This window comes from Actinokineospora inagensis DSM 44258 (assembly GCF_000482865.1).
In the GTDB taxonomy this organism is placed as follows: domain Bacteria; phylum Actinomycetota; class Actinomycetes; order Mycobacteriales; family Pseudonocardiaceae; genus Actinokineospora; species Actinokineospora inagensis.
Genome location: NZ_AXWW01000010.1, coordinates 26,378 through 39,058, shown reverse-complemented (window position 1 = coordinate 39,058; position 12,681 = coordinate 26,378). Strand labels below are relative to the sequence as shown.

The following is a 12,681-nucleotide window of genomic DNA, read 5'->3' as shown; positions in this document are numbered from 1 at the left end:
TGACCCCGCCGTGACCCGTCGTCCGGTCGACCACACCGACGCCCCCATCACCGGCTACCTCGACCGGCTCTCCGCCCGGCCGGGGGAGCGGGTGGTGGTGCGCGCCAGCTCCACCGAGCCGGACGTGCGGGTCCGGCTGCTGCTGGTCGACCACGACGGCACCGCCCCGGTCCGGGTCCCGGTCAACGCCGGGCTCCCGGACCGGGTCACCGTGCCGCACCAGCACCTGGACCAGGGCTCCTACGGCCTGGTGCCGAACCCGCCGTCGTTCGGCGGCGGGGCGGGCGCGGTCGCCGGGGCGACCACGTTCGCGGTGTGGGTGTGGCCGACGGCGCTCGGCGACGGCCGGGTCGGCGTGCTGACCCAGGCCGGGGTCGCCGAGCTGGGCGTCGACGCGGCGGGCCGCCCGGAGTTCACCGCGCACACCGACGACGGCTCGTTGACCGTCACCGCGTCGGCGCCGCTGTGCGTGCGCCGCTGGTACCTGCTCACCGGCTCCTACTCCGAGCGCGGCATCCGGCTGGAGGTCCGGCCGGGGTCGCCGCTGGCGAGCGAGAAACCGGCCACCGTGGTCGTCTCCGCCCCGCGCGGCGCGCTGGCCGCATCGGACGAGCCGCTGGTGTTCGCCGCCCGCGTGGTCGACGGGGTGGTCACCGACAACTTCGACGGCAAGCTCAGCGCGCCCTGCCTGTTCGACCGGGCGCTGGACGCCGCCCAGGTCGCCGAGCTGGCCGCGGACACCACTGGCGCCTGGCACCGCGGTGCCGCCGCCCAGTGGGACCTCGGCCAGGAGATCGGCGGCGACCGGCTGCTCGACCTGGTCGACGGCAGGCACGGCACCCTGCACAACGGGCCGCTGCGCGGGGTCACCGCGCACGACTGGACCGGCGAGGTGCTCGACTGGCGGTTCGCCGACACCGGCTACGGCGCCGTGCACTTCCACAGCACCGACCTGGAGGACGCGGGCTGGGAGCCGGTGCTCACCGTCGACCTGCCCGACGACCTGCCCGGCGGCTGCTACTGCGTGGAGCTCGCCTCCGACGCCGGGGTCGACCGCGTCCCGTTCTTCGTCCGGCCCAGGGCCGGTGCCCCGCGCGCGCCGATCGCGTTCCTGGTGCCGACCCTGAGCTACCTGGCGTACGCGCTGGAACACGTGCACATGCCGTTCCTGCCCGAGGACCCGCGCGAGATCGCCGCCCCGTTCGCCCGCCGCAACCGGCTGCACAGCCTCTACGACCGCCACCACGACGGCGCCGGGGCGGCCACCGCCTCGCTGCTGCGGCCGCTGCTCGGCCTGCGCGACGACCACGTGTTCCGGCACGCGAGCGGCCCGCACCAGTACAGCGAGGACCTGCACCTGGTCGGCTGGCTGGGCCGCCAGGGCTTCCACTTCGACCTGGTCACCGACCACGACCTGGACGCCGAGGGCGCCGACGCGCTCGCCGGGTACGCCGCCGTGGTCACCGGCAGCCACCCCGAGTACTGGACCGGCGCCATGCTCGACGCCGCGACCGGGCACCTGCACGGCGGCGGCGCGCTGGCGTACCTCGGCGGCAACGGCGCCTACTGGGTCACCGCGATCCACCCGGAGAAGCGGCACGTCGCCGAACTGCGCCGCGGCTACTCCGGGGTCCGGATGTGGGAGAGCGAGCCGGGGGAGCTGCACCTGGCGTCCACCGGTGAGCCCGGCGGGCTGTGGGCCGAGCGCGGCCGCTCCCCGCACCGGCTGTTCGGCATCGGCACCACCGCGGCCGGCCTGACCCCGGGCGCCGCCTACGAGATCCGGGCCAAGCCCGGCGACGCGGCCGTCGACGAACTGTTGCGCGGCATCGACCGGGACACCCCGTTGGGTGATTTCGGCGCCCTGCTCGGCGCCGCCGCGTCCTTCGAGACCGACGGCTACGACGAGCTCCTCGGCAGCCCGCCGGACACCCGGCTGATCGGCCGCGCGCCGCTCGGCGAGAACTACATGCAGGCCGACACCGGCCCCACCACCCCGCACCCGCTGTCCGACCCGGTGGACCGCCGCCGGTCCGACCTGACCCTGCTGGACACCCCCGGCGGCGGGCGCGTGTTCGCCGTCGGCTCGATCGGCTGGTGCGCGGCGCTGTCGCACCGCGGTGACGCCAACGACGTCTCCCGGCTCACCGCCGCCGTCCTGCGCTCGTTCACCGCCGACCGGTACGGAAAGGAGCGCTAGATGCCGCTGCACCCCGAGGCGAGAGCGATCATCGCGGAGACCGACGCCCTCGGCGGGTTGATCCCGCTCGGCGTCCCCGCCGCCGAGCTGCGGGCCACCTTCGCCGCGAACTGGCGGCTGCCCGACGACCTCGAACCGGTCGGGCGGGTCTACGAACGCGCCATCCCCGGACCCGGCGGCGAGCTGCGCGTCCGCGTCTACGTGCCGACCGGGGACGGCCCGTTCCCCGGTGTCCTCTGGTTCCACGGCGGCGGCTGGGTGCTGGGGTCGTTCGCGGAGAACGAGGCCGTGTGCCGGGTCCTGTGCCGGGAAGCCGAGTCCGTCGTCGTGTCCGTCGAGTACCGGCTCGCCCCGGAGAACCGCTTCCCGGCCGCGGCCGACGACGCCGACGCCGCGCTCGCCTGGATCACCGAGCACGGCGCCGAGATCGACGTCGACCCGGCCCGGATCGCGGTGGCCGGGGAGGCGACCGGCGCCAACATCGCCGCCGTCGCCTGCCTGAAGACCCGCGACCGCGGCGGCCGGTTACCCCTGCTGCAGGTCCTCGCCGCGCCGGTGATCGCCCCACCCAGCACCGACCGCCAGTCCTATGTGGACTACGCGGAGGGCCACTTCCTGACCCGCGCGAGCATGGAGTGGTTCTTCCAGCAGTACCCGCGCGACCCGACCGACCTGCGCGACCCGTACCTCAACCCGCTCCAGGCGACCGACCTCACCGGCCTGCCGCCCGCCCTCGTGATGACCGCCGAGTACGACCCGCTGCGCGACGAGGGCGAGGAGTACGGGCACCGCCTGATGGACGCGGGCGTGCCCACCGAACTCGTCCGGTACCACGGCCAGATCCACGGGTTCTTCGCCCTGTTGGCCGACCGGCTCAGCATCTCCGCCGTGGCCCACCAGCGGGCGATCGACTCGCTGCGCAAGGTCTTCACCCGGGGCCTGTCCCTGACCAACACCACCGAGAGGCAGTCATGACCATTCCCCGCCGCCGCATCGGCACCAGCGGACCCGAGGTCTCCGTGCTGTCGATGGGCTCCTGGCACATCTACGACCGGATGCCCTTCCGCGAGGCCGTCGCCATGCTGCAGCGCGCGCACGAGGCAGGCATCAACCTGTTCGACGCCGCCTACTACGCCGGTTTCTCCACCGACGGCACCGTGGTCCCCGAGTCGTACACCGACATCCTGTTCGGTCGGGCCATCGCCGCCGCGGGCATCCCGCGCGAGGACTGGAAGCTCTCCGCGAAGCTGTGGCTGCAGGGCTTCCCGGAGAACACCTTCGAGGGCCAGTTGGACAACCTGTTCACCCGGGTCGGCGTCGAGCACGCCGACTTCGCCGTCCTGGGCGACCTGTTCGGCACCGAGCCGGACATGAAGGCGCTCACCGGTTCCCTCGGTGAGCTCGTCGCCAAGGGCAAGCTCGGCGCCTGGGGCGTGAACAACTGGTCGGTCGACCACCTGCGCGCCGCGCACGACGCCGCCGCCGAACTCGGCGTCCCCGGCCCGCAGATGGCCCAGCTCAAGTACAGCGTGGTCCGCCGGTCCATCCCGGACGGCCAGCCGTTCCGCGCCCTCGCCGACGAGACCGGCATCACCATCCAGGCCTCCGACGTGTTCGAGGGCGGCATCCTGGCTGGCAAGCTGGTGCCGGACCGCATGATCGGCCGCGACCCGGGCGGCATCCGCGAGCAGGTCGCCGCCGCCGCGGTCAAGCTGGCGGGCATCGCCGAGGGCTTCGGCGCCACCGCCGCCCAGGCCGGGATCGCGTTCTGCCTGGCCGACCCCCTGGTGTCCACCGTCCTGTTCGGCACCTCCCGACTCGCCCAACTCGAGGCCAACCTCGGCGCCGTCGCCCTCGCCGAGGAACACGGCCTGGCCATCCGCGAGGCCGTCGCCGACCTCTGGCTCGACCGCGACGTGGTGGACCCGACCGGGCGCTAGACGGTAGTTGTCCCTCCTGGTCCGCGCGGATGAGCAGTGGCAGGCGGCGCTGCGGCGCTGGGAGTCGAGGACTTCGGCCTGGCGTTCGTCGCGCCGCTGTCGCCGGGGCACTTCGGTTACCCGGACGAGGTGGGTCACCGGATTCCCCAGCTCGGGGCCAGCCTCGGCGTGTTGCGCTCGCCGAGGAGCACGGCCTGGTGATCCGCGAGGCCGTCGCCGACCTCTGGCTCGACCGCGACGTGGTGGACCCGACCCGGACGCCTGCTGGGTATCGGCCTGTCCACGGTGTTCTTGGCGAGGCGCCGGAACGGCCTCGTACTTGGGCGTTTCGGCAACGCGGCCAGGGACGTCGTGGGCAGGTCGAGACCCGGCCAACGTTCCGGGTCGAGCCGCTAGACGGTCCCGCAGGGGACTTGTCCCTCCGAGAACCCCGGGTTGACCCGTGGCGCACGGTGCGCATGCGCCGCGGGTCACCCGGCCCCACCGTATTGCCCCGTTCGGCGGAATGATCGTAAGTTCGCTGGGCTGGTCGAGGCGGAAGGTGGGCGGCGTCGATGGACCCGACGATGGTGGCGTCGGCGGTGCGGATCGGGTCCGCGCTCGGCTCCGCCGCCGCGGTCGAGTGGGACGAGGTCTTCGAGGCCATCACCGGGGCGGTGCCGCAGTTGCGCGCCGCCCAGGTCACCGGCTGGGACCCGGTGCTGCGCCGGTTCGTCGTCCTCGCCGAGCGCGGCTACTCCCGGTCCATCTCGCACGACCTCGCGCACGAGTTGCCGCGCACCCGCTGGGGCGGCCTGCTGTTCGACTCCCCGGTCCCGCTGCTGATGGACGACGCCCCGCACAACTTCCGCGAATCCCCGCACTACCGGGAAAACCTCCGCCCGGCGGGTTTGGAGGACGGCCTGTCCGCCGCGTTGCGCGGCGGTGCCCACCAGGTCGTCGGCATCCTGCACCTGAGCGCCGCGCTGCCCCGCTCGTTCGGTGAACGCGCCCGTTGTTTCGTCGGCGAACTGGAAACCGCCATCGCCCGCCGCGTCGACCCGCTGCGCTCCCCCCGCTTCGACGCCTGGTTCGGTCCCGAGTGGACCGCCAGCCACCTCGTCCCCGGCGGCCCCCCACTCGCCTTGGCGGACCGCGACCCGTCCCCGCTCGCGGAAGACCCCGCCATCACCGCCCTCGGCGCCGCCTTCGGCGACCTCGGCGTCGGCACGGTGGCATTCCTGTGGCCGAGCCCCGATGGCTGGTACCGGGTGCGGTTATTGCGCATCACCGATGGTGTCCGCACCGCCGTCATCCTCGCCACGGCGCCTTACGCCAACGCCATCGGCCTCACCACCCGCGAAATAGACGTCGCCACCGGCATCGTCGCGGGCTTGAGCAACCAGGCCATCGCCGAAAGCCTCGTCGTCAGCAGGCGCACCGTCGAGACGTACGTGGAACGCCTCCTCGCCAAACTCGACTGCCAATCCCGCGGCGAAGCCGCAGGCGTAGCCGCCCGCGCGGGCATCATCCGCCCCACCCCAACCCCCACCGGCGTCGGCCACCTCCCCCGCCTCACCCGCGGCGCGGAACCGACCTGGCCGTAAGGACGCCGCAGGCGAATTCCACCAGGCCGCGGATTGCTGCCGCGGGCATGTCCAGTATTTGTCTCGGATTTGTCGAATTCCGCACCGCGGTGGTTGTCAACTCAACGCACTTGCCCGCTTCGCAACGGCTGCTGGTCCGCCAGCGGGCGGTTTCGGAGATGGTCACGAAAATCCCCACCCGGGTTTCCGGCCTCTCGGAGTGGAGGCGACCCGACGATTGTTTCCGACTTTCCCGACCGGAGAAATCCGCTGCCCGGGTGGGCCGCATTCCGCCAGCGCGCTTCCATCACCCACGGTAGCGACACGTATCTTTCGGGTGGCGTCAACCGGGTAGCGACACCCCCGGCGCTGCGGTACCCCGCCCGGGGGTGATGGTACTTTGGGTCCCGGGTCGGTGAAGTTCGTCATGACTATAGGCACGATGCTGCGTCGACCTCCTGATGGGTTACCACTGAAGGGTGTAAAGGCGTGGCTGGACAGCGTGACCCCTGGGTGTGCCGCAGGCTGGTCGGTCGGGCACTGCGCGACCTGCGCGATCAGCGCCACCTGACCCAGGCGGAGTCCGCGCGAGCGCTGGGGTGGTCGCAGTCCAAGGTCGTCCGGATCGAGGCGGGCACCCACGGGGTGTCCGCCCCCGACCTGCGGGCCATCCTTGAGTTGTACGAGGTCACCGCCCCGGCCGAGGTCGGCGCGTACCTCGCCATGGCGGACGAGGGGAACGGCACCTCGTGGTACGAGCCCTACCGCGATGTGCTCAGCGGCAATGCCATGCGCCTGTTCGCCTACGAGTCCATCTGCACCGGGATCCGGGTGCTCAGCCCGCTCCACATTCCCGGTCAACTCCAAACCCCCGAGTACGCCCGCGAGCAGTTGAAGCCCTACTACGTCGGTGACCAACTGGAGCGCGCCGTCCAGGCCCGCTGCGAACGACAACAACGGAACTGCGGTACGAGCAAGCCGCCTGCGGTGATGGTGATCGACGAGAGCGCGATCCGCAGGCTGGTCGGTGGCGAGGATGTCATGCGCGGCCAGTTGGAGCGGTTGCTGGCGGCGAGCGAGGACCCGACCAAGGTGATCCGCGTGATCCCGTTCGCCTCGGGTTGGCACGCCGGGTTGGAGGGCCCCTTCATCCTGCTCGACATCGACAACCCGCTGCGCGGGCCGGAGACCGTGCTCTACCGGGAGCAGTCCGACACCGACTTCTTGACCGGGGACAACTCAGACCTGTTGCGGCTGTACAAGTACAAATGGCACGAAATCCTGAGTTCGGCTCTCCCCGAGGACGGATCGCGTGACCTGATCGCCGAGCAGATCCGGAGGCTCGGCTGGTGAGCGACCTGACTCAACGAGCCCGACCTCCCGAGCCGGACCCGCCTGAGCCCAAGTCGACCGAGCAGATCGGCTGGCTGCAGCAGCTTCTGGGCTTTCTTGCTGGTGAGGCGAAGAACAGCAAGAACGAGATGTCGCGACGAAATGTCGTCTTCGTGCACCGGATTATCGCTGTCGTTGTGGTGACATATTGCATCGGCTCAGTGTTGCTGTTGGTGATTTCCAGTGTACTTGCCGCTTACTCCGAAACGAGAACCTTGGGCGCCGCGCTGTTCGGTGCCGATAGCCTGATGTGGTCCGGGTTGGGCCTGGCGGTTTCGCGCAGCCGGAAGCGGAAGGGCAAGCCTTCGTAACGTATTTGCCAAGTGGTCCGCGGAAAGTCCTGCCGCTAACGAAACGATGAGAGCGCAGGCGTATGGCGCCACATTGGCGGGAAAACGCAAGGACAGAGCGTCGGAAACGACCGTCGCGAGAGTCGTGGTCGCTACCGCGACACCGGCGAAGTAGGCGGTGTAACCTGCGAAAACGCGGGCCTTGTGAGCGTTCATGAAACCAATCCTGACCACTGCGCGTCCGGGGTGTGGCCAGCGTACTGGCTCATGCGGTGGCGTGGGCTCGTTCGAACCGGTTGTGCTGAGCCGGTTTTTGACAACCACTCACCATGGTGCACCTTCGGTTCCCCCGCTCGGTTGGGCAGCAAGATCATCTTCCCACGGATCCCAGTGCGTACAACCAGGATCGTCGGGATCCTGCGGATCATCGTAACGCGTACGGGGCAAGTTCGACCGATCGGCCCACCCGGTTGTGTAGTTCAGTCCGTGTCCCGGCGAAATATGCGCGCTTACCTGATAGGCGTGTTGTGGCGGGTTTCCGCGCCGGAATCGAAGAGGGTGTGCATATGCGGGGTCGATTGCTCGTACCGTTCGTCGTGGCCGGGTTGGTCGCTGGTGCGGGGACGGCGGTGGCGGTGGAGCGGGGGTTGCCGTTGCCCTACTCGGGCGGGGCTGACCAGGTCATCACCGTTGTCACCTCCGGTTCGGGAGCCACCACGGCGACCTTGACGGCGTGGCGGCGGACCGGGGGCGGGTGGCGGGCTGACGTCGGGCCGGTTGCCGCGTACGTCGGCGAAGCCGGAGTCGGGTTCGCCAGTGAGGGCAGTACCAAGACCCCGGCCGGGGTCTGGACCCTCACCGAGGCCTTCGGCCACAAGCCGACCAACGGCACCCGCCTGCCCTACCGCCAGGTCGACACCTCCGACTGGTGGGTCTCCGACGTCAACTCCCCGCGCTACAACACCCCGTACCGCTGCGCACCCGGCAGTTGCCCCTTCAACGAGAAGGCCGGGGAAGACCTGGGCAAGGTAGGCGCCGTCTACGACCGGGCCGTCGTCATCGACTACAACCGGAACCCCGTCGTCAAGGGCGCAGGCTCAGCCTTCTTCCTGCACATCAGTTCCGGCAAACCCACCGCAGGCTGCGTCAGCGTCCCCGCGCCAACCATCGACACGATCCTGACCTGGCTCGACCCGGCCGCCCATCCCGTCATCGACATCGGCACCGCGTGAGGATGCCCCCGCCCAGCAGGCGGGGGCGCTCAGCACGGGTCAGGCGAGGAACTCGGTCAGCACCATCACCTTGGGCTCGGTCAGGTCCACCATCGCCGAGTGGACGCCTTCGCGGCCGACGCCGGAGTCCTTGATGCCGCCGTAGGGCATCTGGTCGGCTCGGTAGGTGGGGACGTCGCCGATGATGACGCCGCCGACCTGGAGTTTGGCGGTGGTGTGGGCGGCGACGCGGAGGTCGTGGGTGAAGACGCCTGCCTGCAGGCCGTAGCGGGACTTGTTGGCCTGGGTGATCGCCTCGTCCACCGACGACACCCGTTCGACGACGATGACCGGGCCGAAGACCTCCTCGGTCACCACGGCGCAGCCCTCGGGGACGTCCGCCAGGACCACGGGGTCGATCGCGTTGCCGTTGGTGCGGCCGCCGGTCAGCAGGGTCGCGCCGCGGCTCACCGCGTCGGCGACCCAGCCGGACACCCGGCGGGCGGCGTCGGCGTTGATGAGCGGGCCGACGTGGGTGTCCGGGTCGGCCGGGTCGCCGGTGCCCAGGGCGCGGACGCCGTCGACCAGGGCGGGCACGAACTCGTCGTAGATGTCGGTGTGCGCGTAGACCCGCTGCACCGACACGCACGACTGACCGGCCTGGTGCATGCCGAACGCGGCGACGCGGGTGGCGGCGCCGGGGATGTCGCTCCAGTCCGGGGCGACGATGACCGGCGCGTTCCCGCCGAGTTCGAGCAGCACGTGCTTGCGCGGGTTGGCGTCGTTGATCCGCCAGCCGACCGCGTCCGAACCGGTGAACGAGATGACCGGCAGCCGCGGGTCGCCCACCATGCCCGCGATCTGCTCGTTGGTCATCGGCAGCACCGACCAGGCGCCCGCGGGCAGGTCGGTCTCGGCCAGCAGTTCGCCGAGCAGCAGCGCCGACAGCGGCGTGGCGGGCGCGGGCTTGATGATCACCGGGCAGCCCGCGGCGATCGCCGGGGCCAGCTTGTGCGCGACCAGGTTCACCGGGAAGTTGAACGGGGTGATGCCCAGCACCGGCCCGCGCGGCACCTGCCGGACCAGGGCGACCCGGTCCTCGGAGCCGGGGTCGGTGTCCAGCCGCTGCACCGACCCGGAGAACCGGCGGGCCTCCTCGGCGCCCCAGCGGAACGTGGCGACCGCCCTGGTCACCTCGGTGCGCGCCCAGGTGATCGGCTTGCCGGACTCGCCGGTGATCAGCGCGGCGACCTCGTCGAGCCGCTCGTCCAGCCGCCGGGACACGTGGTCGAGCGCGTTGGCCCGCACGTGCGCGGGCAGCGCGGCGACCTCGTCGCGGGCGGCGGCAGCGGCGGCCACCGCCTCCTCGATGTCCTCGGCGGTGGCGTTGCTGGTGACCCCGGTGACCGCGGCGTCGTAAGGACTGCGCACGGTCACCGGGGAGTCGGAGGTGCGGGGCTTGCCCGCGACCCAGTAGGGCGTCACGGTCACTGCCCGGCCTGCCCGTAGTGCATCCACACGCCCTTGACCTCGGTGTACGCCTCGATCGCGTACGGGCCCATCTCGCGACCCCAGCCGCTGGACTTGAACCCGCCCCACGGCGCGACGGCGTCCGGGATGCACGGCATGTTGACGAACACGGCGCCCGCGCGGATGCCGTCGGCGAGCCGGTGCGCGGTGCGCACGTTGTCGGTCCACACCGAGGCGGCCAGGCCGTACGGCGAGTCGTTGACCCGGTGCAGCAGCTCGTCCTCGTCGCCGTAGTCCAGGACGGTCAGCACCGGTCCGAAGATCTCTTCGCGGACGATGGCCATGTCGTCGCGGACCCCGGCGAACACGGTCGGCCGGTAGAAGTTGCCCTTGGCCAGGTCACCCTCGCCGCGCGAGCCACCGGCGACGAGCTGGGCGCCGTCGGCGACGCCGCTGCGCACGTAGGAGTCGACCTTGGCCAGGTGCTCGGCGGTGACGAGCGGGCCGAGCTGGGTGTCGGCGGCGGTGCCCGGCCCGATCTTGAGCGCGTCGACGGCCTTGCCGAGCTTGGTGGCGAACTCGTCGACCCGCGCGGAGTCGACGTAGAGGCGGGCGTACGCGGCGCACACCTGGCCGCTGTTGAGCAGGCCACCGGCGACCGAGCCCGCCACGGCGGCGTCGATGTCGGCATCGCGCGCGATGACGGTCGGGGTCTTGCCGCCCAGCTCCAGGGTGACCCGCTTCAGGTCGTTCGCGGACGCGGCGACGATGTCCTTGCCGACCGAGGTGGAGCCGGTGAACGACACCTTGTCGACGCCGGGGTGGCGGACCAGGGCCTTACCGGCCTCGGGGCCACCGGTGATCAGGTTGACCACGCCCTTGGGGATACCGGCCTCGACGCACAGCTTGACCAGGTAGGCCGCGGTCAGCGAGGTCTGCTCGGCGGGCTTGAGGACGACGGTGTTGCCGCAGGCCAGCGCGGGCGCCAGCTTCCACACCATGATCATCAGCGGGAAGTTCCACGGCGCGATCAACGCGCACACGCCGACCGGCTCCCGCTTGTCGAACTGCAGCGTGTCCGGGAACGACACGTGCCGCACCGCGCCGTCGATCTTCGTGGTGAACCCGGCGAAGTAGCGGAAGTGCTCCACCGCCCCCGTCACGCTGACCGCCTTCGCCACCCCCAGCGGCTGCCCCTGGTCCAACGTCTCCAGCGCCGCGATCTCGTCACCGTGCGCCTCGATCAGGTCCGCGATCTTCCACAGGATCCGCGCGCGTTCGGTCGCCGGGAACCGCGTCCACGCCGGGAGCGCCGCCCGCGCCGCCGCCACCGCCGCGTCCACCTCGGCCTGCCCGGCGTCCACCAGCGTCGCGATCTGCTCCCCGGTCGCCGGGTCCAGGCTGGCGAACTCGCCGACGCCCTCCGGGCGCACCCACTCCCCATCGATGTACAGACTCTCGGTGCGCATCGGCTCCCCTTCCTTGCCGCCACTGGACGAACGCGGTAACCAGTGTCGAACGCCGAAGCCACCCGGTGATTGCCTGTCAGCGCATGGCCGTTGACCAGGCGTGCCCGGTGCCACTGTCCGCGTCCACCCCAGCAACGTACTTACCCCACGCCCATCCCGCTCACCGTGGCGCGCCGATCATGGAAGGCGCGGCTCGACCAGCCTGGCGACATCCAACGCAGGCCGGCACAGCGCCGCCTCACCCGCCCCCGACACGAACACATCCACCCGCGATGCGGCGCCGACCCCGATCGCGACCGCACACCCGGTACCACCGTCGGCGACGTACTGAAGGCCATCATGACCACCGACCCGCACGGACGTCTTGGGGTTGGCACTCACCGCGTCCTTGAGACTCCGGTTGCCGTAGACGTGTAAGCCGATTGTGTAACCGTCCCCGCTCTGGGCGTTGCTGACCCGCCACTCACACGAGGTCACCCCCTTGCTCGCCCCGGGCTTGGCTTCCCCAGTCACCCCCAACCGACCGAGATCCGCCGTGGACAGCAGTGAACAAGCCTTGATGTCCTCGGTGGTCGTCTTCGTGGATTCGGTCGTGTTCGTGGACTCGGCGCTGGTTGTGGGACCTGGTGGGTGGACAGCGGCCGGCGTGCCGGGTGTCCGGTCGGTGCACCCGGCCAACGCGAGTATCAGCAGGGTCACGCCGGCGACAAACCGGGAACAGCGCCTCACTGATGTTGACACCCCTCAGGTCAGGTTCTCGGCGACGTGCTGATCGGTTTGCCGATAGTTTGCCATGGCTTGCTGGATGGCGACTGCCGCAGCGGCCAGCGATCCGCGCAGTTGTTTGACCTGCGTGACGAACCCTGCCTTGTCGGTGGCGACCTGCTGGAGGTACGGCTTCATGGCGGTCGCGTTGGTGGAGCTGCCCAGCATCGCCGTCTGGCCCAACTCGTAGAAGTTCTGAGCCCGGCTATCGATCCAGTCGATCATGTTGTTGACCGCGTTCAACAACGCTTGACCACCGTGCTCGTTCACCTCGAAGCCGCCCCGGGCGGCGAGTGCCGCGAAGTCTCCCACGGCGGAACCGATGGTCCCGGTGCTCTCGTCAGCCGACATGCGTGCTCCCCCGGTGTGTTCGAGGGAA

Annotated in this window: 13 protein-coding genes; 8 read left to right on the top strand and 5 right to left on the bottom strand. The window is 70.8% G+C overall.

The window, feature by feature from the left end; genetic code table 11:
- The first annotated feature begins 10 nt into the window (after positions 1–10).
- From H504_RS0103265 to H504_RS0103245, 5 genes are all read left to right on the top strand, one after another.
- Entirely contained in the window at positions 11–2,200 is a 2,190-nt protein-coding gene (locus tag H504_RS0103265; RefSeq protein WP_026421601.1) for a N,N-dimethylformamidase beta subunit family domain-containing protein, read from the top strand.
- Positions 2,201–3,175, top strand: coding sequence for an alpha/beta hydrolase (locus H504_RS0103260; RefSeq protein ID WP_035303181.1), 975 nt, complete (start codon positions 2,201–2,203; stop codon positions 3,173–3,175). It begins immediately after the preceding gene.
- Complete coding sequence (locus tag H504_RS0103255; RefSeq protein ID WP_026421599.1) at positions 3,172–4,140, top strand: aldo/keto reductase; 969 nt, start codon at positions 3,172–3,174, stop codon at positions 4,138–4,140. The genes H504_RS0103260 and H504_RS0103255 overlap by 4 nt, the downstream gene beginning before the upstream one ends.
- A gap of 36 nt (positions 4,141–4,176) precedes the next feature.
- On the top strand, positions 4,177–4,341 hold the full coding sequence (locus H504_RS40775) for a hypothetical protein (RefSeq protein WP_157440172.1): 165 nt from the start codon (positions 4,177–4,179) through the stop codon (positions 4,339–4,341).
- 353 nt (positions 4,342–4,694) lie between these two features.
- Entirely contained in the window at positions 4,695–5,726 is a 1,032-nt protein-coding gene (locus H504_RS0103245) for a helix-turn-helix transcriptional regulator (RefSeq protein ID WP_026421598.1), read from the top strand.
- Here H504_RS0103245 and H504_RS43955 read toward each other — a convergent pair.
- Complete coding sequence (locus H504_RS43955; protein WP_084467340.1) at positions 5,695–5,994, bottom strand: DUF397 domain-containing protein; 300 nt, start codon at positions 5,992–5,994, stop codon at positions 5,695–5,697. The two genes, H504_RS0103245 and H504_RS43955, sit on opposite strands and share 32 nt — an antisense overlap.
- A gap of 200 nt (positions 5,995–6,194) precedes the next feature.
- Here H504_RS43955 and H504_RS33070 point away from each other — a divergent pair, with 200 nt between their 5' ends.
- The 3 genes from H504_RS33070 to H504_RS0103230 all read left to right on the top strand — a co-directional run bounded on the left by H504_RS33070 (position 6,195) and on the right by H504_RS0103230 (position 8,619).
- Positions 6,195–7,058: a helix-turn-helix domain-containing protein gene (locus tag H504_RS33070; RefSeq protein WP_084467339.1), complete on the top strand. Its 864-nt coding sequence runs from the start codon at positions 6,195–6,197 to the stop codon at positions 7,056–7,058.
- On the top strand, positions 7,055–7,408 hold the full coding sequence (locus tag H504_RS0103235) for a hypothetical protein (RefSeq protein ID WP_026421597.1): 354 nt from the start codon (positions 7,055–7,057) through the stop codon (positions 7,406–7,408). Before H504_RS33070 ends, H504_RS0103235 begins: the two co-directional genes overlap by 4 nt.
- A 545-nt stretch (positions 7,409–7,953) precedes the next feature.
- Positions 7,954–8,619 carry a L,D-transpeptidase family protein gene (locus tag H504_RS0103230; RefSeq protein ID WP_026421596.1) on the top strand — a complete coding sequence of 222 codons (666 nt, stop codon included), beginning with the start codon at positions 7,954–7,956 and terminating at the stop codon, positions 8,617–8,619.
- Positions 8,620–8,658: 39 nt separating this feature from the next.
- On the opposite strand, the gene H504_RS0103225 is transcribed toward H504_RS0103230, so the two are convergent.
- The 4 genes from H504_RS0103225 to H504_RS0103210 all read right to left on the bottom strand — a co-directional run bounded on the left by H504_RS0103225 (position 8,659) and on the right by H504_RS0103210 (position 12,653).
- Positions 8,659–10,089 (bottom strand): aldehyde dehydrogenase family protein, encoded by a 1,431-nt coding sequence (locus H504_RS0103225; RefSeq protein WP_026421595.1) that lies wholly within the window; start codon positions 10,087–10,089, stop codon positions 8,659–8,661.
- Entirely contained in the window at positions 10,086–11,537 is a 1,452-nt protein-coding gene (locus tag H504_RS0103220; RefSeq protein WP_026421594.1) for an aldehyde dehydrogenase family protein, read from the bottom strand. Before H504_RS0103220 ends, H504_RS0103225 begins: the two co-directional genes overlap by 4 nt.
- Positions 11,538–11,714: 177 nt before the next feature.
- Positions 11,715–12,236, bottom strand: coding sequence for a DUF3558 domain-containing protein (locus H504_RS0103215; protein ID WP_026421593.1), 522 nt, complete (start codon positions 12,234–12,236; stop codon positions 11,715–11,717).
- Positions 12,237–12,281: 45 nt separating this feature from the next.
- Entirely contained in the window at positions 12,282–12,653 is a 372-nt protein-coding gene (locus H504_RS0103210; protein WP_026421592.1) for a hypothetical protein, read from the bottom strand.
- Positions 12,654–12,681 lie beyond the last annotated feature (28 nt).

Coding starts and splice junctions, on each gene's coding strand:
- H504_RS0103260 (WP_035303181.1), top strand. CDS start 2,201: ATGCCGCTGCACCCCGAGGCGAGAGCGATCATCGCGGAGACCGACGCC.
- H504_RS0103255 (WP_026421599.1), top strand. CDS start 3,172: ATGACCATTCCCCGCCGCCGCATCGGCACCAGCGGACCCGAGGTCTCC.
- H504_RS0103245 (WP_026421598.1), top strand. CDS start 4,695: ATGGACCCGACGATGGTGGCGTCGGCGGTGCGGATCGGGTCCGCGCTC.
- H504_RS43955 (WP_084467340.1), bottom strand. CDS start 5,994: ATGCGGCCCACCCGGGCAGCGGATTTCTCCGGTCGGGAAAGTCGGAAA.
- H504_RS0103230 (WP_026421596.1), top strand. CDS start 7,954: ATGCGGGGTCGATTGCTCGTACCGTTCGTCGTGGCCGGGTTGGTCGCT.
- H504_RS0103220 (WP_026421594.1), bottom strand. CDS start 11,537: ATGCGCACCGAGAGTCTGTACATCGATGGGGAGTGGGTGCGCCCGGAG.
- H504_RS0103210 (WP_026421592.1), bottom strand. CDS start 12,653: ATGTCGGCTGACGAGAGCACCGGGACCATCGGTTCCGCCGTGGGAGAC.